Genomic DNA, 21,336 nt, shown 5'->3' with positions numbered 1-21,336 from the left:
CGTCGCAACTTGGAGCGGTCCGGCGTTGGTCATCCTATCGATCCTTGCGTGCGGGAACATTGTTCAAGGCCTCGACCAGCCGATCGACGCGGATCGGCTTGGTCAGGTAGTCGTCCATGCCGGCGGCGATGCACATTTCCTGGTCGCCCTGCATGGCGTTGGCGGTCATGGCCACGATGCGCGGACGCTCGCCGGGCGGCATCAGCGTGCAGATCTGGCGCGTGGCGTCGAGGCCGTCGAGTTCGGGCATCTGGACATCCATCAGCACCACATCGTAGGCCTGCCGCTGCACCGATTCCACCGCCTCGATGCCGTTGGAGGCGAGGTCGGCGCGGTAGCCCATCTGCTGCAGCAGTCGCATCGCGAGCTTCTGGTTGACCGCGTTGTCTTCGGCCAGCAGGATGCGCAGCGGATGCCGTGCCGCCATCGTCGGGTCCATTTGCGGCTTGGCCGCGACGGCCGGCGCGGGCTTTGCGACTGGTTCGTGAGCGACCAGGCCCACCAGCGTGTCGAACAGTTGCGACTGGTGGATCGGCTTCGCCAGGTAAGCGTTGAACAGCGATTCGGCATCTGCGCCGACCTCGCGCCTGCCCAGCGAACTGAACAGCACCAGCGGCAGCGTGGCGTGGCTCGCGCGAATGCGACGGGCCAACTCGGCGCCGTCAATTTCGGGCATGTGCATGTCGAGGATGGCGAGGTCGAAGTGTTCGCCTTGCGCCAGCCAGCGCAGCGCCTCCAGCGGCGATTCGGTGTCGCGCGATTCCATGCCCCACTTGCCGGACTGCAGCGAGAGCACGCGGCGATTGGTGGCGTTGTCGTCGACGACGAGCACGCGCTTGCCCTGGAGCTCGGCCTGCACGCCGGTGAAGATGCGCCGCTTGCTCGGCGGCATCTCCGCCACCGGCACCTCGATGGTGACGAAGAAGGTCGATCCGGTGCCGGGACCGTCGCTCTCGACCCACATGGTGCCGCCCATCAACTCGGCCAGCCGCTTGCTGATGGCGAGGCCAAGGCCGGTGCCGCCGTATTTGCGCGTGGTGCTCGAATCGGCTTGCGAGAAAGACTGGAACAGCCGGCCCATGCCCTGCGGCGTCAAGCCGATACCGGTGTCGCGCACGGCAAAGGTAAGGACGGCCTTGCCGCCGGGCAGGGCGTTCGACGTGACGGTCAGCACCACCTCGCCGGTCTCGGTGAATTTCACCGCGTTGCTCAGCAGGTTCAGCAGGATCTGCCGCAGCCGCGTGAGGTCGCCGCTTATACCCACCGGCACCTCGCCCTCGAACACATAGGCAATGTCGAGGTGTTTCTCGGTCGCGCGCGTGCTGACCAGATCGAGCGCCGACTCCACGCAATCGCGCAGGTCGAACGGATGCGCCTCGATGTCCATGCGCCCCGCCTCGATCTTCGAGTAGTCGAGGATGTCGTTGATGATGGTCAGCAGCGCGTCGCCCGAGTCGCGAATGGTCGAGACGTAGTCCTGCTGCTCGACGTTGAGCGGCGTGTCGAGCAGCAGCCCGCTCATGCCGATCACCGCATTCATCGGCGTGCGGATCTCGTGGCTCATGGTGGCCAGGAAGGCGCTCTTGGCTTCGTTGGCGGCCTCGGCGGCGGCGCGCGCTTCCTTGGTCTCGTCGAACAGGCGCGCGTTCTGGATGGCGATCACGGCCTGGTCGGCAAAAGTCTTCAGCAGCTTGATTTCCTTGTCGTCGAACGGCGCGGGAGGATCGCGCGTGACGTGGATGGAGCCGATGTTGCGCCCCTCCCACATCAACGGCGCGATCATGATCGCGTAGTTGCCGATCTGCTCTGCCACCTCGCGCATGAAGGGGAGCAGGCGCGGGTCGGCGAGCGCATCCGGGATGTGGAGCACGTCGGGGCCTCCCATGGCCAGGCCGAGCGGCGAATGGTCGATGGGGCGCGGATAGTAGCGCTCCAGGGTTTCGCGGGCCTCGCCGCGGTGCGCGCCCAGGTGCACCAGTCCGTCTTCGCCGATCAGCGAGACCCCCATCTGCGAGCCGGAGAACAGGTGCTGGCAGCTTTCCAGGATCTTGTCGAACACCGGCTGCGCGTTCTCCATCGATTCGCTGATGACCTGGAGCACGTCGGCGGTGGCGGTCTGCTGCTCCAGCGCCTCCTGCGTCTCGTTGAACAGCCGCGCGTTCTGGATCGCGATCACGGCCTGGTCGGCGAAGGAACTCAGCAAGCCGAGTTCCTTGTCGGAGAAGGCGCGGGGCGGCACGCGGACCACCGACAAGGTGCCGATGCCGCGGTTGTTCCAGATCATCGGCGCGAATGCGATCGAGCCGTCGCCGACCGAGCGCGTCGCGTCCTTCATGGGCTGCGGCACTTCCTCCGAGGCCATCAAGTCGGGGAAGTGAAGGATGCGGCGCTCCTGCATGGCCCGGCCGCTCAAGGTGTTGGCCAGCGGCAGAGGCAACGCGCGGAACGCGCGTTCGTAGAGCGCGCCCAGGCGCGCGCCAGGCAACAGCATGCCGTCGTCGCTCACAAGGTAGATGGCGGCGTCTTCGATGGACAACAGGCGGCTGCAACTCTCGAGGATGCGCTCGAATACCGGCGCGGTGTTGTTCACCGACCGGCTGATGACCTGCAGCACTTCCGACGTGGCGGTCTGCCGCTCGAGCGCCTCGCGCGTCTCGTTGAACAGCCGCGTGTTCTCGATGGCAATCACGGCCTGGTCGGCGAAGGTGCCTGCGAGCTTCGTCTCCTGCTCGGTGAAGGCGCCGGTGTAGGCACGCAGGATGGCAATCGACCCGATCGCACGCTGCTCTTTCATCAGCGGGACCACAAGCGCCGACTTGTAGCCCAGCGCCAGCGCCAGGTCCTTCATGCGGGGAAATTCGGCGACGCCGGCTTGCGTGTCGCTCACGTTGATGATGCGCGCGTCGAGCATGCAGGCGCCGGATGCACTGTCGCGGTCCAGCGGCCAGGGTTCCATGAAGCCGCTTTCCTGTTTGCCGCGCGTACCGTCATCGGCGAAGGCCACCGTCTCCACCATCCCGTCGCGCGGAAGGCAGAACGCCACCGCGCGGCCGTCGAACAGTTGCTGGCAGGCTTTCACGATGGCATCGAACACCGGCTGCGTCTCGGTCGGCGAACTGCTGATGACGCGCAGGATCTCGGAGATGGCGGTCTGTTGCTCCAGCGCTTCGTTGGTCTCGCGGAACAGGCGTGCGTTCTGGATCGCGATCACGGCCTGGTCGGCGAAGGTTTCGAGCAGAGAGATTTCCTTGTCGGTGAAGCCGGTGGCCGGCGCCCGGATCACGTTGAGAAAGCCGATCGGCTGGTTCTTCCAGCGCATCGGCGCGACCAGTTGCGAGTAGGGGCCGATGTTCAGTGCCTCCGCGACTCGGCGCACGGCCGGGTGCGCGTCCGGGGCCAGCGTGTTCACGAAGTGGATCGGCTTGCCGCTGCGCATGCCTGCCTCGTAGGCGCTCGACGGAATGTTCTCCGCGTAGATCTTCTGCAGCACAGGCAAGGCCTGCCCGTGGTGGGCGGCCAGTTCGACAAAGCCATCGGCTCCGAACAGCAGGATGCCTTGCTCCGAACTGCTGAACAGCTTCTCGCAACTGCTCAGGATCTTGTCGAACACCGGCACCGTGTCGGCCACCGAGCTGTTGAGGACTTCCAGCACCTCGGATGTGGCCGTCTGTTGCTCGAGCGCCTCCTGCGTTTCGCGGAACAGGCGCACGTTCTCGATGGCGATCACCGCCTGGTCGCGGAACGATTCCGCCAGCGCGATCTGCTTGGGGTCGAAGGCGCCTGCCTGCTTGCGTGCGAAGGTCAGCACGCCGATGGCTTCGCCTTCACGCATCATCGGCAGCATCAGCGATGCATTCACGCCGAACAGCGCCCGTATCTGCTGCTCCTGCTGCGGCAGTTCGATGGCCGACCAATCGGGAACGTGGTAGTTCTGCCCGTAGACAGCCGCGCGCGACGGGAAGTTGATGGCTGCGTCGAGCGGCAGGACGGGCGGCCCCATATCGAGCCGCGGGCCGTCGGGCGCGAACGATGCGACCGGCCTCATGGTCTGGCCCTCGCAGCGCAGTATCAGCGCGAGGTCGCACGCGAGGAGCCTGACGCCTGTCTCCACGATGGCCTCGAACACGGGCTGGACGTCGGTCGGCGAGCCGCTGATCACGCGCAGGATATCCGCGGTCGCGGTCTGGCGGTTCAACGCCTCCTGCGTCTCGCGGAACAGCCGCACGTTCTCGATGGCAATCACCGCCGGGCCGACGAAGGACTCCAGCAGCGAGATGTCCTTGTCGTCGAAGGCGTCCTGTTCCTTCTGCAGCACGGCCAGTCCGCCGATAGCGCGGCCCTCGCGCAGCAGCGGCGCATAGATGCCCGAGCGGAAGCCGCTGCCCACGCCGAGTTGTTGCAGCCGCGGATGCTGCGCGACCGCCGCCCGCAGGTCGGGCAGGTGGATCACGCGCCTGTCCGCCACGCAGGCGCCGATCGGGCTGGAGTGGTCCACCGGCACAAGCATGTCGGGCAAGCCGCCGTTGCTGGCCCTCGCGCGCAAGCCGTCCGCCTCCGCCAGCCACAGCACGACGCGGCTGTCGTGCAGCAGCTTGCCGCAGTTCTTGACGATGGCATCGAACACTGGTTGCGTGTCGGTCATCGAGCCGCCCAGCACGCGCAGCACTTTCGCGGTGGCAGTCTGCCGCTCCAGCGCCTCCTGCGTTTCGTTGAACATCTGCACGTTCTGGATGGCGATCACGGCCTGGTCGGCAAAGGTCTTCAGAAGATCGACCTGGTGCTGGGTGAACGGCCCCGGCGCGACGCGGGTCACGCTGATCATGCCGACCGGCACGCCCTCGTGCACCAGCGGCACGTTGGCATGGCCGCGCCATCCCCTGAGCTGCGCCAGTTCGCGCAAGGCAACGGAGACTTCGGTGTGCGTCTCGATGTCCTGCATGAGCAACGGCTGGCCGGTGAGCAGCGGCTGGTAGATGTAGTCCGACTGCACCGGGACGGGGAAGAACTTCTTCAGCGCCTGATCGCCTTCCTCCGTGGTCTCGGTGAACGCCGCCAGGTGAATCGAGTCGCCGATACGCCGCAACAGGGTCGCGGACAGGCCGCCGACGAGCCGCCGCGCGCTGTGCACGATGGCGTCGAAGACCGGACGCACGTCGGCCGGCGAACTGGCGATGACCTTGAGGATTTCAGCGGTGGCCGTCTGCCGCTCCAGCGCCTCGCGGGTCTCGTTGAACAGCCGCACATTCTCGATCGCGATCACAGCCTGGTCGGCGAAGGTCTGCACCAGCGCGATCTCCGGCTGCGAGAAAGGCCGCACCTGGTTGCGCAACAAGGAGATCACGCCGACGGCCACGCCTTCGCGCAGCATCGGCACGGCCAGCACGGTGCGGAAGCCATTGCGGGCCTGGAGTTCGCGCACGTCCGGGTATTCGGTGTCGATCAGCGGAAGAATGTCCTCGACGTGCACGCAACGCTGTTCCAGGAAGCAACGGCCCGCGATCGAGGTGGTCCGCAGCGGCAATTCCGTGCCCAGCATGTCGCTGTAGAGCGGTCCGTAGCTCGTCATCGCGCGGAGTTTTCCATCGGCGACCAGCCATACGCGACTGCCTTCGGCACGGCACAGCAGGCCGGCGCGCTCGGCCACCGTGTCGAACACCGGCTGCACGTCGGTCGGCGAGGCGCTGATGACTTTCAGCACCTCGGACGTGGCGGTCTGCCGTTCCAGCGCCTCGCGGGTTTCGTTGATCAGCCGCACGTTCTCGATGGCGATCACGGCCTGGTCGGCAAACAACTGGAGCAGTTCGATCTGCCGTCGCGGCGTCTTGCCGGGTTCCGGCCAGGCGGTCACGATCACGCCGACAGGCTCGCCGTTCTTGAGCATCGGCGCCGCGATCATTCGGCGCCGGTTGCCGGTGTTCGCCAGCGTGCGGTCGTAGTCCGGGTCCGCCCACGCATCGTCGTTGCTCAGGGCCTTTCGCTCCAGGATGACACGGCCGTTCATCTGGTGCGGGTCGGGAGGGGCGGGCCACATCGTGCGCGCAGCCTCCAATGCATCCGGCGTCCAGTTGCGGGTCGCGGCCAGGCGGACCAAGCGGCCATCGAAGGTGAAGATCGAGGAAGAGGGGCCTTCGAACAGCCACATCGTGCAGTCCAGGATGGCCTCGAACACCGGCATCACATCGGTCCGCGATTCGCTGATGACGCGCAGCACGTCGCTGACGGCGGTCTGCGATTCGAGCGACTCGGTCAGCTCGGCGGTGCGCTCCTCGACCTTGTGCAGCGCCTCCTGCGTCTCGTTGAACATGCGCGCGTTCTGGATCGCGATGACGGCCTGGTCGGCGAATGTCTTGAGCAATGAGCGTTCACTGGGCTTGAACGGTCCGACCGGGCGAGCCATGCTCAGTATGCCGATGCCGCGACCCTCCCACATCAACGGGGCGGCGAGGTTGGAAAAACTCGATCCCAGGAGCTTGGCATTGCGCAGCAGGACGGCTGGCACGCCGGAGTCGTTCAGCACATCGCGGACTTCCACCAGGTCGCCGGTACGAAACGCCAGTTCCGCCGAGGTCCCGGCGAGCGGCATCGGGTAGTTCGACGGAACTGATGCTTCGAACCGGGCTGCTACTTCCTCGCCGCGTGCGGCGCGGCCCGCGGGCGTGAACCCGAAGCGCGTCAGCGCGAGCTCGCCGTGGTTGTCGACCATCAGCAAGGAATACGCGTTGGCGTCGAACAGGCGTTCGCAGCACTCGATGATCTTGTCGAACACCGGCCCGGTATCGGCCACCGACTTGCCGATGACCTGCAGCACCTCCGCAGCCGCGGTCTGGTGCGCCAGCGCCTCCTGCGTCTCGTTGAACAGCCGCGCGTTCTGGATCGCGATGACGGCCTGGTCGGCAAAGGTCCTGAGCAGCGCTCGCTCGCTGGGCTTGAACGGCCCGACCTGGCCACGCTGCATGCTGAGCAGGCCGATGCCCTTGCCCTCCCACATCAGCGGCGCGGCCATGTTGGCGAAGCTCATGCCCAGGAATTCGGCATAACGGCGCAATATCAACGGCGCGCCGGGGTCGCTCAGCACGTCGGCGAACTCCACCAACTGGCCGGTGCGAAACGAGAGTTCGGCGGCCGTGCCGGCCAGCGGCATCGGGTAGTTCACCTTCATCGCCGGCCCGATCGCGGCTGCGCGGTCCGGGCCGATCTCGGCATTGCCGCTGGCCGTGATCCGCCAGCGCGCCAGGTCGAGCTGGCCCTGCGCGTCGACCATCATCAAGCCGAACCCGCTGGCGTCGAACAGGCGTTCGCAGCACTCGATGATCTTGTCGAACACCGGCCCCGGGTCGGCCACCGACTTGCCGATGACCTGCAGCACCTCGGCTGCAGCCGTCTGGTGCGCCAGGGACTCCTGCGTCTCGTTGAACAGGTGCGCGTTGTGGATCGCGATCACCGCCTGTTCGGCGAAGGTCTTGAGCAGCACGCGATCGCTGGGCAGAAACGGGCCGACCTGGGTGCGCTGCATGCTGAGAATGCCGATGCCGCGGCCTTCCCACATCATCGGTGCGACCAGATTGGCAAAGCTGGTTTGCATGCGCTCGGCATTGCGGCGCAACACCAGCGGTGCGCGCGGGTCGCCCAGCACGTCGGCAAATTCCACCAGGTCCGCGGTGCGGAAGGCGAGTTCGGCGGAGGTATCGGCCAGCGGCATCGGAAAGCTCGACCTCATCAGCTGGCCGACCAATTCGACCGTGGCATCGCCCCAGGCGGCGCGGCCCGCTTCGGTCACATGCCAGCGCGTCAATGCCAGCTGACCCTGGGCGTCGACCATCTGCAAGGCGAATGAGCTGGCCTGGAACAGGCGCTCGCAGCATTCGATGATCTTGTCGAACACCGGCCCGGTGTCGGCGACGGAGCTGCCGATGACCTGCAGCACTTCGGCGGTCGCGGTCTGGTGCGCCAACGCCTTCTGCGTCTCGGCGAAAAGGCGGGCGTTGTCGAGCGCCGCGCTCATGCTGCCGGCCAGGGTTTCGAGCAGCCGCACATCTGAAGGGAGGAATGCGTGCTCGCGCCGCATGTCGGCCAGCGAGATCATGCCGACAGCCTTGTCGGCCACCACCAACGGCACCAGCACCTGCGACTTGGGGAAGCTCGGGTGATACGACAGCACGACCGAGCCGACCTCCCGGGCCCGGGCCTCCAGGTTCTCGTCGACGAGCAGCGTTTGCCTCGTGCGCAGCACTTGCGCACCGAAGCCGACCGGCTCGGTGGAGGCCATCCGGAATCGCTCGCCCTTGCGCCCGATGAACGGGTAGTGCATCAGGTTGGCAGCGGCGTCGTAGATGCGGATGCCCACGTCGGCCTGCGGAAACACCAGGCTCAGCTTGTCGCCGACCGCGTCATAGACGCCCTGCAGGTTCAGCTCGCCGGCCAGTGCGTCCTGCACCGCGGCGATGATGGCCAGTTCGGCATTGCGCGCCTCTGTCTCCTTGAGCAAATGCTGGGTTTCGTCGAACAGGCGTGCGTTCTCCAGCGCGCCGGCCATGCTCGCCGCCACGGTCTGCAGCAGCCGGACTTCGTGGGGTCCGAAGGCGTACTCGCGCTCATGGTTCTGCATGCCGATGGCGCCGATCACGCGGTCGGTCCCGATGATGGGCACGCCGACGATCGAGTGCGCCCAGTCGGTGCCCGGCGATGGGCCCATGCCGACCCGGGTCTGGTCTTCGCGCGTGTTCGCCACGCCGACCTCCCGCGCGAGGAAGATGCGCTCCAGTGGTTCGCCCGGTTTCAACGGCCGCGCCGGCGGCAATGGCAGCGGCTGGTTGTGTTCGTAGCGGTACAGCGCCTGGACCAGTCCGGTCGCGGCGTCCCGCCACATGACGGTGATGTCGCCGGTCTGCAGCAACTCGCGCAGCTTGTCGCCCGTGAGGTTGATGATGTCCTGGAACGCCATCCCCGCGGTCACGCCTTGCTGGATGCTGTTGATGAGCGCGATCTCGCCGGCGCGCTGGGCGAGTTGGTCCGCGCTTTCAGCCAGCTTGCGCGCCTGCTGCTCTTGCCGGCGGATGTGGGCGAGGGCGGTTGCGGCCTGGCGTGCAAGCAAGGCCAGCGCGTCGCGGTGCGTGTTGTCGAAGCGGCCGTGCCCGCCTTCGACGTCGGCGTAGAGGTAGCCGGCGAGTTCGTCCTCGTGGACCAGCGGCGCGACCAGGCAGGAGCGCTGGTCGACCGGGTCCGCGCCATCGGGCCCGTGCCGCAGGCTGGGCTTGCGCGAGCGGCGTGCCTTCGCAAGCCAGGGTTCGATGGCCTCCCTCAGCGCAGCGGCGTCTTCACCCGCCGGCAGCTTCGCGCCCGCGATGTGCAGGCCGTCCTTCTTGCAGTCGAGCACCAGCAACACGCGCTGTGCGTCGATGAGCGCGGCCGCCTCGGCCAGCAGCACCTCGCGCAATTCGCTTTCGCTGCACAGCCCGCACAGGCGCAGCCCGGTCTCGACCAGGCGCGCATCCATGGATGGTGGTCGCGACCGGGTCTTCGGCATATTTCAGGGATCGCGCCCGGTGGTCAGCGGGTAGCCGCTTTCTCGCCAGGCTTTCATGCCGCCGTCGAGCGCGACCGCATGCAGGAAGCCCATCTCGCGCAAGGTCGCCGCGGCCAGCGTGGAGATGTAGCCCAGCTCGCAGCAGGTGAGGATGCGCCGCGTCGGGTCCGGCAACTCGGTGTTGACGCGCAGCTCCAGCTGGCCACGTGGCAGCAGGCGTGCGCCGGGCACATGGCCGCCTTCGTAGGCATCGCGCTCGCGCACGTCGAGCACGATGAGGTCGTCTTCCTTCGCCTCGACGCGGGACTTGAGTTCGCCCAGCGACATGAAGGGCACCTTCGCCGTGGCCGCGGCCAGCAGGTGCGCCACGGTCTTGCCGCCGCTCATGTTGGTTCGCAGTGCCTCGGTGATGTGCGTGGGCATCGTGAGGTTGAGCGTGCGCATCATCTCGACGAAATCGGCGCGCTCGCGCTTCTGCAGGCGCGGGTTCGAGGCCAGCTCATCGCCGAGGGTCGAATGGCTGCGGCCCTTGTAGTCGTGTGCCGGGTAGACCTTCAGAGCCGGATCGAGCTTCAGCAGCTTGTTGAACAGGCTGTCGTGCAGCGACTCGGGGTTGCCGCTGGGCAGGTCGGTGCGGCCGGTGCCGCCGATGAGCAGCGTGTCGCCGGTGAACACGCGGTCGCCGACCTGCAGGCACATCGAGTCGGCCGTGTGGCCGGGGGTGTGCAGCACCTGCAGCCGCAGTTTGCCCAGCACGACCATCTCGCCGTCGGCCAGCCGCATGTCGACGAAGGGCGCCGGGCTGGCGCGGTGCATGATCACCGGCACGTTGAGCTGGCGCGCCAGTTCCTTCGTGGCCGAGAAGTGGTCGGCGTGCGTGTGGGTGTCGATCAGGTAGCGGATGCGCACGCCGTCGCGCGAAGCGAGGGCGATGTAGTGGTCGATCTGGCTCAGCTCCGGATCGATCAGCGCGGCGGCGCAGGTGTCGTCGCAGCCGATGAGGTACGACTGGCAGCCGCCGGTCGCAATCTGCTCGAAGACCACCCCGGCTCAGCCCGGCTGTTTCACCACGCGCAGGTACGGCTTGGGCGCCTTCCAGCCGTCGGGGAAGAGCTTCTTCGCGTCGTCGTCCGACACGGAGCCGGCAATGATCACGTCCTCGCCGTTCTTCCAGTTGACCGGGGTCGCGACCTTGTGCGCGGCGGTGAGCTGCATCGAGTCGAGCACCCGCAGGATCTCGTCGAAGTTGCGGCCCGTGGTCATCGGGTAGGTCAGCATCAGCTTGATCTTCTTGTCCGGGCCGATGATGAAGACCGAGCGCACCGTGGCATTGGTGGCGGCCGTGCGGCCTTCGGAGGTGCCGGGCTCTTCGGCCGGCAGCATGTTGTAGAGCTTGGCCACGGCCAGGTCGGTGTCGCCGATCATCGGGTACTTGGGCAGGTGGCCCTGGGTTTCCTCGATGTCCTTGGCCCAGCGGTCATGGGCGTCGACCGGGTCGATGCTCAGGCCGATCAGCCTGGTGTTGCGCTTGCTGAACTCGGGCTCGATCTTGGCCATGTAGCCCAGCTCGGTGGTGCAGACGGGGGTGAAGTCCTTGGGATGCGAGAACAGGACGGCCCACTTGTCGCCGATCCAGTCATGGAACTTGATCGGTCCCTGGGTGGTGTTGGCTGTGAAGTCGGGAGCGAGGTCGTTGATGCGCAATGACATTCCAGTTCCTTGGCAGATGGTCGGGAAAGCACGGTCCGCGGACCGTGCGGAATCATGCGTCCCGCGGCGCGTTGCCGCAGGATCGGCAGGAAGTACACCACTTTCCCGAAACGGAAACAAGCGGGTACATCCGCCCTGCGGGCGCTTTCCAGGCTCAGCGGGCGCCCGACGAAAAAGTCGCCAGTTCGCCGGGCTTGCGCAGCATCTTGTCGACGTCGGCCGCATGCAGTTCCTCGACTTGCACCATCTGCCGCGCGAACTCCTCCAGCGCGACGGAGCGGCCTTCCACCGCGGCCAGCAGGTCGCGGTACAACTGCAGCGTGCGGCCCTCGGTCTCCAGCGACTCGCGCAGCATGGCGCCGATGTCGGTCTGGTGGGAGTCGAGCAGGGAGCCGATCGCCAGCGACGGGTAGGCGCCGAGCGTTGTGATCCATTCGCCGACTTGCTGGGCATGGAGCAGCGATTCGTCGGCCTGGCTCCTGAGCCACGAGACGATGGGGATCCGGCCGAAGCCGAACACCAGGAAGGAGTAGTGCGTGTAGCGCACCACGCCGGCCAGTTCGTCTTCCAGGATGCGGTTGAGAACCGCGACAACCTTCGCCTGATCGAGTTGTTCCATGTCATCACCCGTGCGTCGCATGTGAGGCCCGAGATTATGCGCGGGAGCCCGCCGCAACGGCCGCGCGATGTGCAATGATCCGCCGCGCTGGCGCGATTTCCGGGCCGCACCCCCTTACAAGGAGAGACAGCTATGGCAGACCCGACGAACCCGTTAGGTGAACTAACCAAGATGTTCGAGCAGTTCAAGCTTCCGGGCGTGGACATGTCGACCCTCGTCGAGGGCCGGCGCAAGGATGTCGAGGCGTTGGTCGCGGCCAACAAGTCGGCTTTCGAATCCATCCAGGCGATGGTGCAGAAGCAGACCGAGATGCTGCAGCAGGCCGTTCAAGGCGTCCAGGAACATGCCAAGGGCGCCGTGGCAGCCGGCATGGACCCCACCAAGCAGGGCGAACTGGTGCGCAAGGCGTTCGAGAAGACGCTGGCCGACATGAAGGAACTCGCCGAGATGGCGCGCGACTCCCAGGCGGCCGCGATGACCCACATCACGCAGCGGGCCAACGAGCACATGGCGGAGATCAAGAAGCTGATCGGCTGAGCTCCTTTTCGTACGCGGCCTGCTCGAAGGCCGCGTAAGTCTGCATGAAGCGCGGGTCTGCGAACGGCAGCGCCTGCGTCATGATCAGGCCCGCGATGTTGGCGGTGCGGTCGAACCAGAAATGCGTGTTCAGCACGCCGGCCCAGGTCTGCGAGCCGGCGCAGCGGCCGCCCGGCACATCCTCGTCGACACGCATGAATGCCATGCTGTGAGACTTCTTCAGGCCGGGAAACAGCTCGACATCCGCCGTGACCGCGGGGTTCGCCGTCTTCAGGACCGGAATCTGCACCGAGCCGATCTGGTTCTCGAGCAGCGCGTCGATGGTTTCGGAGCGCAGGATGCGCTTGCCGTCCAGTTCGCCGCCATTGAGGTACATGCGCAGGAAACGCATGTAGTCCGGCGCCGTCGAGTACAGCGCATGGCCCATGCCGTAGAACTCGGGCTTCGGCGGCGGCGCGATGTCGAAGTCGGCAAACTCGCCGTCGGCGCCCCGGATCTTCACGCCAGCCAGCCGGCTGCCCCAGGCCGGGTCGGGCTCGAAGCGCGTGTCGCGCATGCCCAGCGGCTCCAGGATCTCTTCTCGAACGAACCTGTCGACTGGCCTGCCGTCGACTTTCTCGACCACCTGGCCCAGCCAGTCGATGCCGATGCCGTAGTCCCACGCCGTGCCAGGGTCGAACTGCAGCGGGTATTTCAGCGACTGCCTGAGGCCGGAAAGGATCGACGGAAACTGCGTCACCTCCATGTACTTCGCGACTTGGGCGTTCCAGAACTCATACGCCAGGCCCGAGGTGTGCGTGGCCAGGTGGCGCACCGTGGCCTTGGTCCTGGGCGCACGCAATACCGGGCCGTCCGGGCCCATCGATTCCAGCACCTTCAACTCGGCGAACTCGGGCAGGATGCTCTCGACCGTGGCGTCCGGGCTCAGCTTGCCGCGGTCCATGAGGATCATGGCGGCGGTGCTGCCTACAGCCTTGGTCATGGAAAAGATCCGGAATACCGTGTCCATGGTCGCCGGACGCCCGGGGCTCGTCTCGCCGGCGACGCCGCTCCACAACACGCCATCGCGGTTGCCGATGGTCGCGACCACGAAGGGCACATCCTTGCGTGACACGGCATCACGGATGACGCGGTCAAACTCATTCATGCTTTGTCTCCTGTTGGTTGGGATGCGAACTTTGCACTTCTTTTTCCGGTTTTGACAGGGCTTGCCGAAGGCGCCACGCGGTTGGCGCCGCGCGTGGACAATAGCGCTCCGAATTCCTGATCCACGCCTGTTCAACCGTACACAGAGGCCAACAAATGACCGCCGGAAACCCCCGAATCATCTACACGCTCACCGACGAGGCGCCGCTGCTGGCGACCGCCTCCCTGCTGCCCGTCATCAGGGCCTTCGCCGCGCCTGCGGGCATCGACGTCGTCACCAGCGATGTCTCGGTTGCTGCCCGCGTGCTTGCCGAGTTTCCGGAGCGCCTGACCGAGGCGCAGCGCGTGCCCGACAACCTCGGCGAACTCGGGCGCCTGACCCAGTTTCCCGACACCAACATCATCAAGCTGCCCAACATCAGCGCCTCGGTGCCGCAACTGCAGGCGACGATCCGCGAGTTGCAGGCCAAGGGGTACGACATTCCCGACTATCCGGAAGACCCGAAGACCGACGAAGAGAAGGCCATCCAGGGCAAGTATTCGAAAGCGCTCGGAAGCGCCGTGAACCCGGTGCTGCGCGAAGGCAACTCCGACCGCCGGGCGCCGGCCGCGGTGAAGAACAACGTTCGCAAGAAGCCGCATTCGATGAGCAAGTGGAGCCCGGCGTCGCGCACGCACGTCTCGCACATGCACGAAGGCGACTTCTACCATGGCGAAAAGTCGATGACGCTCGACAAGGCGCGCGACGTCAAGATGGATCTGGTGACCAAGGGCGGCAAGACCATCCTGCTGAAGAAGAAGGTGTCGCTGCTCGACGCCGAGGTCATCGACAGCATGTTCATGAGCAAGAAGGCGCTCGTGAAGTTCTACGAGGAGCAAATGGAAGATGCGCGCGAGACCGGCGTCATGTTCTCGCTGCACGTGAAGGCGACCATGATGAAGGTCTCGCACCCGATCGTGTTCGGCCATGCGGTCAAGGTGTTCTACAAGGACGCATTCGCCAAGCACGGCAAGCTGTTCGAGGAACTCGGCGTCAACGTCAACAACGGCGTCAGCAGCGTCTACGAGAAGATCGAATCGCTGCCCTCGTCGCAGCGCGACGAAATCATCAAGGACATGCATGCCTGTCATGAGCACCGGCCCGAGCTGGCGATGGTCGACTCGGCCAAGGGCATCACCAACCTGCATGCACCCAACGACGTGATCGTCGATGCGTCGATGCCCGCGATGATCCGCCAGGGCGGCAAGATGTGGGGCCCGGACGGCCGTCCGAAGGACACCAAGGCCGTGATGCCCGAGAGCACCTTCGCCCGCATCTACCAGGAGATGATCAACTTCTGCAAGACCAACGGCGCCTTCAATCCGGCGACCATGGGCACGGTGCCCAACGTCGGCCTGATGGCGCAGAAGGCCGAGGAATACGGCTCGCACGACAAGACCTTCGAGATTCCCGAGGACGGCGTGGCCCGCATCGTCGACATCGCGACCGGCGAGGTGCTGCTCGAGCAGAACGTGGAGGAGGGCGACATCTGGCGCATGTGCCAGACCAAGGACGCGCCGATCCGCGACTGGGTCAAGCTGGCCGTGACGCGCTCGCGCCTGTCGGGCATGCCGGCCGTGTTCTGGCTCGACGAATACCGCCCGCACGAGATGGAACTCATCAAGAAGGTCAAGGCCTACCTGAAGGACCACGACACCCAGGGCCTGGACATCCAGATCATGTCGCAGGTGCGCGCCATGCGCTACACGCTGGAGCGCGTGATACGCGGCAAGGACACCATCTCCGTCACCGGCAACATCCTGCGCGACTACCTGACCGACCTCTTCCCGATCATGGAACTCGGCACCAGCGCCAAGATGCTGTCGATCGTCCCGCTGATGGCTGGCGGCGCGATGTTCGAGACCGGCGCGGGCGGCTCCGCGCCCAAGCACGTCAAGCAACTGGTCGAGGAAAACCACCTGCGCTGGGATTCGCTGGGCGAATTCCTCGCGCTGGCCGTGTCGCTGGAAGACCTTGGCCAGAAGACCGGCAACAAGAAGGCGAAGATCCTGGCCCAGACGCTGGATGCAGCCACCGGCATGCTGCTGGACAACGGCAAGGGTCCATCGACGCGCGTCGGCGAACTCGACAACCGCGGCAGCCATTTCTACCTGGCGCTGTACTGGGCACAGGCATTGGCGGCGCAGACGGAGGACAAGGAACTGCAGGCCCATTTCGCGCCGCTGGCCAAGTCGCTGGCGGCCGGCGAACAGACGATCGTGGGCGAACTCAAGGCTGCGCAAGGGAAGCCTGCCGACATCGGTGGCTACTTCAAGCCGGACATGGACAAGCTGGCCAGCGTGATGCGGCCAAGCGCGACGTTCAATGCGGCGCTGGAGGCGGTGGGGGCGTAACGAGCCCCGCAGCTCAGAAGCCGCCGCGCCCGCCGCCGCAGATCAGCGTCTGGCCGGTGACGTAGTTCGACTCGGGGATGCCGAACATGAAGATCGGAACCGGCGGCCTCTTCGGCGGTGCCAGGGCGGCCCAGCGGGATGGCGCGCCTGGCCTGCTCGATGCGGTCGGGGGCACGCCCACCTTGACCTCCCCGGCCTTCCACGTTGACGGTCTTCTCGTCGGTGGCGTCCCAGGTGTAGCCGGCGTTGTTGACGATGATGTCCGGCGCGCCGAACTTGTCGATCGCGGTCTTCACGGAACCTTCGGCAAAGCCGGCGCCGTGATACTCATCGCAAAGGGAACGGCCGAGCCGCCCGCTTCGCGGATCTCTTCCACCACGTGCTGCGCCGGTTCCGCGCCGAGGTCGTTGACGACCACGCGTGCGCCTTCGCTGGCGAGCTTGAGTGCGACGGCGCGGCCGATGCCGCGGCCCGCGCCAGTGACGATGGCAACCTTGCCTTCGAGTTTTCCGATCATGTGCATCTCCTGTGTTCTTGAGGAACTCATGATCGCGTCGGGGTGATGTGAATTCACCAAACGCCGCGCCTCGACCAGGCGCGCCACCAGGGCCTCGCGCCCGACGATGCCCACGCCCGAACGCTGCGCCGCCGGCGTCTTGCCGGGGCGCTTGGCCGCCGGTCCGGGCAAGGCCGGCGGCGTGTTGGGCGGGATGGGTCGGGTGGGGCGCGCTGCGGATGTGCAAGCGCGACTGCACCTCGGCGACCCGGTGGCTGGGCACGGCCAGGTCACAGGTCGTTTCTTCGGAGTCATTTGAGCTTTTGCTTGGATGACCGCGACGTTGCGCCTTGGCGTCTTGCGGGGGGTGTCGCGGCGCGCTTGCCGGCACTCTTGCCGGCGCGCCGCGGCGAGGAAGCGGAGGTTGGGCCCGGGCGCGCCGCCTTCTGCCAGGTCTGGCGCGCTTCGATCCGGTCGGCATGCGCCAATGCGCCCTGGCGCAGGCAGGCACCGGGCACGAAGCGCGATTCGAGCAATGTGCGGGCGGTGTCGTCGGTGACGGCGGACAGCCGGCCGATCAGCATGAACCAGATGCGCTCGGCCGTCGCCCAGCCCGTGAGCGAGGTCATCATCAGTTCCGCCATCGGCCTGAAGGGCAGTGCGAATGCGCTCGGGGCAGGGTCGGCCAGTTCGATCGTGCGGTCTTCGGGCAGGTCGCCGTGGAAGGCACGGCCCAGGGCGCCCGCGATGCGGTGCAGCGCATCGCGTCCCGCCTCGATCACCGAATCGAAATTGAGAAAGCCGTGGATCTGGCCGGCGTAGTGCAGCAACTCCACCGGCACCTTGGCGACACGCAGCCGGGCGGTGTAGTCCAGTCCATCGTCACGGATCGGATCGAAGCCGGCGCTGACGACCAGGGCCGGCGGCAGGCCCTTCAGGTCGGGCTCGCGGCGCGGCGAAAGCCAGGGGTCGTGCGCATCGGGCACTTCGCCGATGCGCTTCATGATGCCGCGCAGCATGTGCTCGTTGATGAGGTAGCCGTTCGCGTTCTCTTCCAGCGAAGGGAATTCCTCGACCAGGTCGGTCGCGGGATAGGCGAGCACCTGGAGGCACAGCCTCGGCCCGTTGTCGCGCGCGATGCGCTGCGCCACCGCGGCGCAGATGTTGCCGCCGGCGGAATCGCCGCCGATTGCCAGGCGGCTGGTGTCGATGCCCAACTTGGCACCGTGCGCGGCAACCCATTCGAGCGCCGCCAGGAAGTCCTCCCGGCTGGCCGTGAGCGAATGCTCGGGCGCGAGCCGGTAGCGCACCGCGATGGCCACGCAGTCCGCGCGGAGCGCGATGGTGCGGCAGATCGAGTCGGCGGAGTCCAGGCCACCGACGATGAAGCCGCCGCCGTGGCACCACAGGAAAGCCGGGCGCGCGCGGGTGGCGCCCCCCGGGGCGAAGACGCGCAATTCGATCGCGCCGCCCGGTCCGTCGATGGTCACGGTGCGCACCGATTCCACTTCGGGCCGGCGGCCCATGGCCAGGGCCATCAGGCGCCACATCTGCCGCTGCATCTCGACCGAACGGTTCTCGAAGCGGGCCGGCACCAGGTTGAACCAGCGCAGGAAGGACCGGGCGTCGCGGTCGGGGCGCCGCATGCGCAAGGTCTGCGGCATGCCTTGGCTGGCAGGGGATGTCGAGGGCGTGTCCATGGACGGCGATGCTTTTTGTGCGGAAGAGGTAGTCATCGCGGCAGGTTGCGCGGCCGCGCGCCTCCGGGCACCACCCGTGGCGGGTAGAGGGCAATCCCGGAAGGGCAAATCCGGAAGGGCAATCCCCGATGCGCGGGCTTCAGGCCGCGCTCCTCGCTCGACCCGCCACATGCGCGAGTGCTCCGGTTGCGTCCTGCCGGCAAATAGGGGTTTGCCCTTTCACCCACATCGGGTGGTGGGTGCGGCGGGCGCGCCTGTTTCACTTGGGCTCTGCAGCGCATCGAGTGCGTGCTCGCCGACTTCATCCAACGACCCCCATGAACATCACCGACCAGCCAACGCCGCTCGCAGGCGCCGGCCAGAACCGCGAGAACGCGCACCGTTGCTTCATTGCGACCATTCCCGACGCGCACATCGTGGACTGCAAGGGCCGTGTGGCCTGGAGCCTGCGCGATCGCACCGCGGCGACCGCCCGGTCACGGGGCTGATCTACACGCACAGCCATGCCGACCACTTCCGCGGTGCGCGCGGCGTGCTGGACGAGCGCGATCAAGCCCCGAGCCACCCGTTCACCGTTTTGCAATCAGTAGAGAAATGGAAACCATGTCCGCCACCTTCAGGCCGCTATCCGACGGCCAGCTCCTCGATCTGCCCGGCACGCTGCCGGTGCTCGACCCGGCGACGGAAGAAGTCATTGCCCACGTGCCCGACTGCACGTCCGAATTGCTCGATGCCACCGTGCAAGCCGCCCAGGCCGCTTTCAGTGGCTGGAGTCGCACCACGCAAGCCCATCGACGCGAGCGCCTCGAGACACTGGCAGCCCGCGTCCTCGAACATGCCGATGAACTCGCGCTGTTGCTGACGCGCGAGCAGGGCCGGCCGCTTGCCATGGCCAAGTCCGAAGTACTCGGCTGCGTGCACTGGTGCCGCAGCTTCGCGCAGATGGCGTTGCCTGTGGCCGAGCGCACCGACAAGTCCGGCATGGCCTGGACCACCCGCCGCGTGCCGCTCGGCGTGGTGGCGGCCATCGCCGCCTGGAACTTCCCGCTCATGCTCGCGTTCTGGAAGCTGGCGCCGGCGCTGATGGCCGGCAACACGGTGATCCTGAAGCCGTCTCCCTTCACGCCGCTGGCGACGCTGCGCATGGGCGAACTCGCGGCCAACCTGTTCCCGCCCGGCGTGTTCAACGTGCTCTGCGGCGGCGACGCACTCGGCCCGTGGCTCACGGCACACCCCGGCATTGCCAAAGTTGCCTTCACCGGCTCGACCGCCACCGGCCGGCGCGTCATGGCGTCGGCGGCGCCCACGCTCAAGCACGTGACGCTCGAGCTTGGCGGCAACGACGCAGCCATCGTGATGCCCGACGTCGATCCGGCAAAGGTCGCACGGAAGCTCTTCATGGGTGCCTTCCTCAATTCCGGCCAGGTTTGCATCGCCGCCAAGCGCATTTACGTGCACGACGCCATCTACGACGCCTTCGCGCAGGCCTTCGCGGCCGCGGCCCATGCGGTGCTGATGGGTCCGGGCACGCGCGAAGGCGTGATGCTCGGTCCGGTGCAGAACCGCCCGCAGTACGAGCGGGTGAAGGAACTCATCGCCGCCACGAAGACGGCCGGCCACCGCTTCCTGGCCGGCGGCGAGGTGCCTGAAGGCCCGGGCTATTTCATTCCGCCGGCGGTGGTGGACAACCCGCCCGACGACGCGCGCGTGGTGGTCGAGGAACCTTTCGGTCCGATCGTGCCGCTGCTGCGCTTCTCCGACGTCGACGAGGTCGTGCGCCGCGCCAACGACAGCGAGTTCGGCCTGGGCGGCTCGGTCTGGTCCGGCGACGTCGAGCAGGCCCGCGCGATCGGCGCCCGCCTGGAGACGGGCACCGTGTGGATCAACAGCCTGCATCTTCTCGATCCGCAGTCCCCCTTTGCCGGCCGCAAGCAGTCGGGCATCGGCGCCGAGAACGGCGTCGAGGGCCTGCTGGAGTACACCGCCATCCAAACCATGGTCGGCTGAGGCCGGCCCGAATTCACTTCCATCGAGAGAGCTTCCAGAAATGCAGATGAAATCCAAGGCCGTCGTCTATCGCGGCGACGGCAAGACAGTCCAGGTCGAAGACATCCTGGTCGATTCGCCCGGCCCCGGCGAGGTCATGATCAGGATGGCGGCCTGCGGCGTGTGCCACAGCGACCTGTCGGTGACCAACGGCACGCTGCCCCTGCCGGCACCCGTCATCCTCGGCCACGAAGGCGCGGGCGTGGTGCACCAGGTGGGCGAGGGCGTCACCGGCCTCAGGGTGGGTGACCACGTCATCAGCAGCTTCGTCAACACCTGCGGCCAGTGCCGCTATTGCGTCACCGGCCGCGCCAACCTGTGCGAAACCAGCAAGACCACCCCGCCTGGCAAGCTGCTGGGCGGCCACCAGCGCACCAGTGACGCCCAGGGCCAGCCGCTCGGCGTGATGGCGGGCTGCGGCGTGATGTCCGAATACGCCACCTTGCACGAGAACAGCGTGGTGAAGATCACCCCCGGCGTGCCGCTGGACCGCTGCGCCCTGATCGGCTGCGGCGTCATGACCGGCTGGGGCGCAGCCTGCAACACCGCCAAGGTCGAGGCGGGATCCATCTGCGTGGTATTCGGCGCAGGCGGCGTGGGCCTGTCGACCATCCAGGGCTGCCAGAGCGCAGGCGCCAACATGATCGTGGCGGTCGACATGCTGGCCAGCAAGCTGGAGATGGCCAAGGTGTTCGGCGCCACCCATGTGATCGATTCGTCGAAGACCGAGAACCTGGTGAAGGACTTGTGCAAGCTCACCGGCGGCGGCGCCGACTACGCCTTCGAATGCGTGGGCCATGGCGAGATCGTGGCGCAGGCCTATGCGTGCTTGCGCAACGGCGGCACCGCCGTGGTCGTCGGCGTGGCCCGGCCCGACAACACCACCACCTTGCGCACTGCCAGCTTCGCGTTCGAGGAAAAGACCTTGAAAGGCAGCTTCTACGGCTCGACCCGTCCGCGCTACGACTTCCCGCGTCTGGTGTCGCTCTACCAGGCCGGCAAGCTGAAGCTGGACGAACTCATCACCAAGCGCTATCGCATCGAGGATGCGCCCCAGGCCTTCGACGACCTGGTGCACGGCCGCAATGCCCGCGGCGTGATCGTGTTCGACTGATTAATCACCCCCGAAGCGCCTGCGGCGCCTCCCCCTCCAGGGGGCGCACCC

At 66.7% G+C, this 21,336-nt stretch carries 10 protein-coding genes and 2 pseudogenes; 5 read left to right on the top strand and 7 right to left on the bottom strand.

The genetic code is table 11. The annotated features are described in order from the left end of the window. Positions 1 to 34: 34 nt before the first annotated feature. The 4 genes from WKW80_RS23850 to WKW80_RS23835 all read right to left on the bottom strand — a co-directional run bounded on the left by WKW80_RS23850 (position 35) and on the right by WKW80_RS23835 (position 11,852). Positions 35 to 9,493 carry a GAF domain-containing protein gene (locus WKW80_RS23850; protein ID WP_340366049.1) on the bottom strand — a complete coding sequence of 3,153 codons (9,459 nt, stop codon included), beginning with the start codon at positions 9,491 to 9,493 and terminating at the stop codon, positions 35 to 37. Positions 9,494 to 9,526: 33 nt separating this feature from the next. Next, entirely contained in the window at positions 9,527 to 10,567 is a 1,041-nt protein-coding gene (locus tag WKW80_RS23845) for an MBL fold metallo-hydrolase (protein WP_340366048.1), read from the bottom strand. 6 nt (positions 10,568 to 10,573) lie between these two features. Continuing rightward, positions 10,574 to 11,233, bottom strand: a complete 660-nt coding sequence (locus WKW80_RS23840; RefSeq protein ID WP_340366047.1) for a peroxiredoxin — start codon at positions 11,231 to 11,233, stop codon at positions 10,574 to 10,576. A 154-nt stretch (positions 11,234 to 11,387) separates the two neighbouring features. After that, positions 11,388 to 11,852, bottom strand: coding sequence for a ferritin-like domain-containing protein (locus WKW80_RS23835; protein WP_340366046.1), 465 nt, complete (start codon positions 11,850 to 11,852; stop codon positions 11,388 to 11,390). Positions 11,853 to 11,984: 132 nt separating this feature from the next. Between WKW80_RS23835 and WKW80_RS23830 the strand changes: the two genes are divergently transcribed. Then, positions 11,985 to 12,389, top strand: a complete 405-nt coding sequence (locus WKW80_RS23830) for a phasin family protein (protein WP_340366045.1) — start codon at positions 11,985 to 11,987, stop codon at positions 12,387 to 12,389. Here the strand turns inward: WKW80_RS23830 and WKW80_RS23825 are convergent. Continuing rightward, positions 12,370 to 13,536, bottom strand: coding sequence for a serine hydrolase domain-containing protein (locus WKW80_RS23825; RefSeq protein WP_340366044.1), 1,167 nt, complete (start codon positions 13,534 to 13,536; stop codon positions 12,370 to 12,372). The two genes, WKW80_RS23830 and WKW80_RS23825, sit on opposite strands and share 20 nt — an antisense overlap. A gap of 155 nt (positions 13,537 to 13,691) precedes the next feature. Between WKW80_RS23825 and WKW80_RS23820 the strand changes: the two genes are divergently transcribed. Beyond that, complete coding sequence (locus tag WKW80_RS23820) at positions 13,692 to 15,929, top strand: NADP-dependent isocitrate dehydrogenase (RefSeq protein ID WP_340366043.1); 2,238 nt, start codon at positions 13,692 to 13,694, stop codon at positions 15,927 to 15,929. Positions 15,930 to 16,141: 212 nt separating this feature from the next. On the opposite strand, the pseudogene WKW80_RS37705 reads toward WKW80_RS23820, so the two are convergent. Further along, positions 16,142 to 16,446: pseudogene (locus tag WKW80_RS37705) on the bottom strand (SDR family NAD(P)-dependent oxidoreductase); the annotation flags it as partial. Positions 16,447 to 16,736: 290 nt separating this feature from the next. After that, the gene (locus WKW80_RS23810; protein ID WP_340366042.1) at positions 16,737 to 18,125 is read right to left on the bottom strand and encodes an alpha/beta hydrolase; all 1,389 of its coding nucleotides are present in this window, start codon (positions 18,123 to 18,125) and stop codon (positions 16,737 to 16,739) included. Between WKW80_RS23810 and WKW80_RS23805 the strand changes: the two are divergent. From WKW80_RS23805 to WKW80_RS23795, 3 genes and pseudogenes are all read left to right on the top strand, one after another. Beyond that, positions 18,070 to 18,624 (top strand): annotated as a pseudogene (locus WKW80_RS23805) (hypothetical protein); the annotation flags it as partial. The gene WKW80_RS23810 and the pseudogene WKW80_RS23805 overlap by 56 nt on opposite strands. Positions 18,625 to 18,719: 95 nt before the next feature. Beyond that, positions 18,720 to 20,132 carry an aldehyde dehydrogenase family protein gene (locus WKW80_RS23800; protein WP_340366041.1) on the top strand — a complete coding sequence of 471 codons (1,413 nt, stop codon included), beginning with the start codon at positions 18,720 to 18,722 and terminating at the stop codon, positions 20,130 to 20,132. Positions 20,133 to 20,172: 40 nt separating this feature from the next. Further along, on the top strand, positions 20,173 to 21,285 hold the full coding sequence (locus WKW80_RS23795; RefSeq protein ID WP_340366040.1) for a Zn-dependent alcohol dehydrogenase: 1,113 nt from the start codon (positions 20,173 to 20,175) through the stop codon (positions 21,283 to 21,285). Positions 21,286 to 21,336: the final 51 nt, after the last annotated feature.

Origin of the sequence: Variovorax humicola (genome assembly GCF_037889915.1) — a bacterium.
Taxonomy (GTDB): domain Bacteria; phylum Pseudomonadota; class Gammaproteobacteria; order Burkholderiales; family Burkholderiaceae_C; genus Variovorax; species Variovorax humicola.
This window is presented reverse-complemented; position numbering and strand designations above follow the sequence as displayed.

Bases quoted from the DNA above. Each gene is read 5' to 3' on its own strand.
- WKW80_RS23850 (WP_340366049.1), bottom strand. From the start codon at position 9,493: ATGGATGCGCGCCTGGTCGAGACCGGGCTGCGCCTGTGCGGGCTGTGC.
- WKW80_RS23820 (WP_340366043.1), top strand. From the start codon at position 13,692: ATGACCGCCGGAAACCCCCGAATCATCTACACGCTCACCGACGAGGCG.
- WKW80_RS23830 (WP_340366045.1), top strand. From the start codon at position 11,985: ATGGCAGACCCGACGAACCCGTTAGGTGAACTAACCAAGATGTTCGAG.
- WKW80_RS23795 (WP_340366040.1), top strand. From the start codon at position 20,173: ATGCAGATGAAATCCAAGGCCGTCGTCTATCGCGGCGACGGCAAGACA.
- WKW80_RS23810 (WP_340366042.1), bottom strand. From the start codon at position 18,125: ATGGACACGCCCTCGACATCCCCTGCCAGCCAAGGCATGCCGCAGACC.
- WKW80_RS23840 (WP_340366047.1), bottom strand. From the start codon at position 11,233: ATGTCATTGCGCATCAACGACCTCGCTCCCGACTTCACAGCCAACACC.
- WKW80_RS23835 (WP_340366046.1), bottom strand. From the start codon at position 11,852: ATGGAACAACTCGATCAGGCGAAGGTTGTCGCGGTTCTCAACCGCATC.
- WKW80_RS23800 (WP_340366041.1), top strand. From the start codon at position 18,720: ATGGAAACCATGTCCGCCACCTTCAGGCCGCTATCCGACGGCCAGCTC.
- WKW80_RS23825 (WP_340366044.1), bottom strand. From the start codon at position 13,536: ATGAATGAGTTTGACCGCGTCATCCGTGATGCCGTGTCACGCAAGGAT.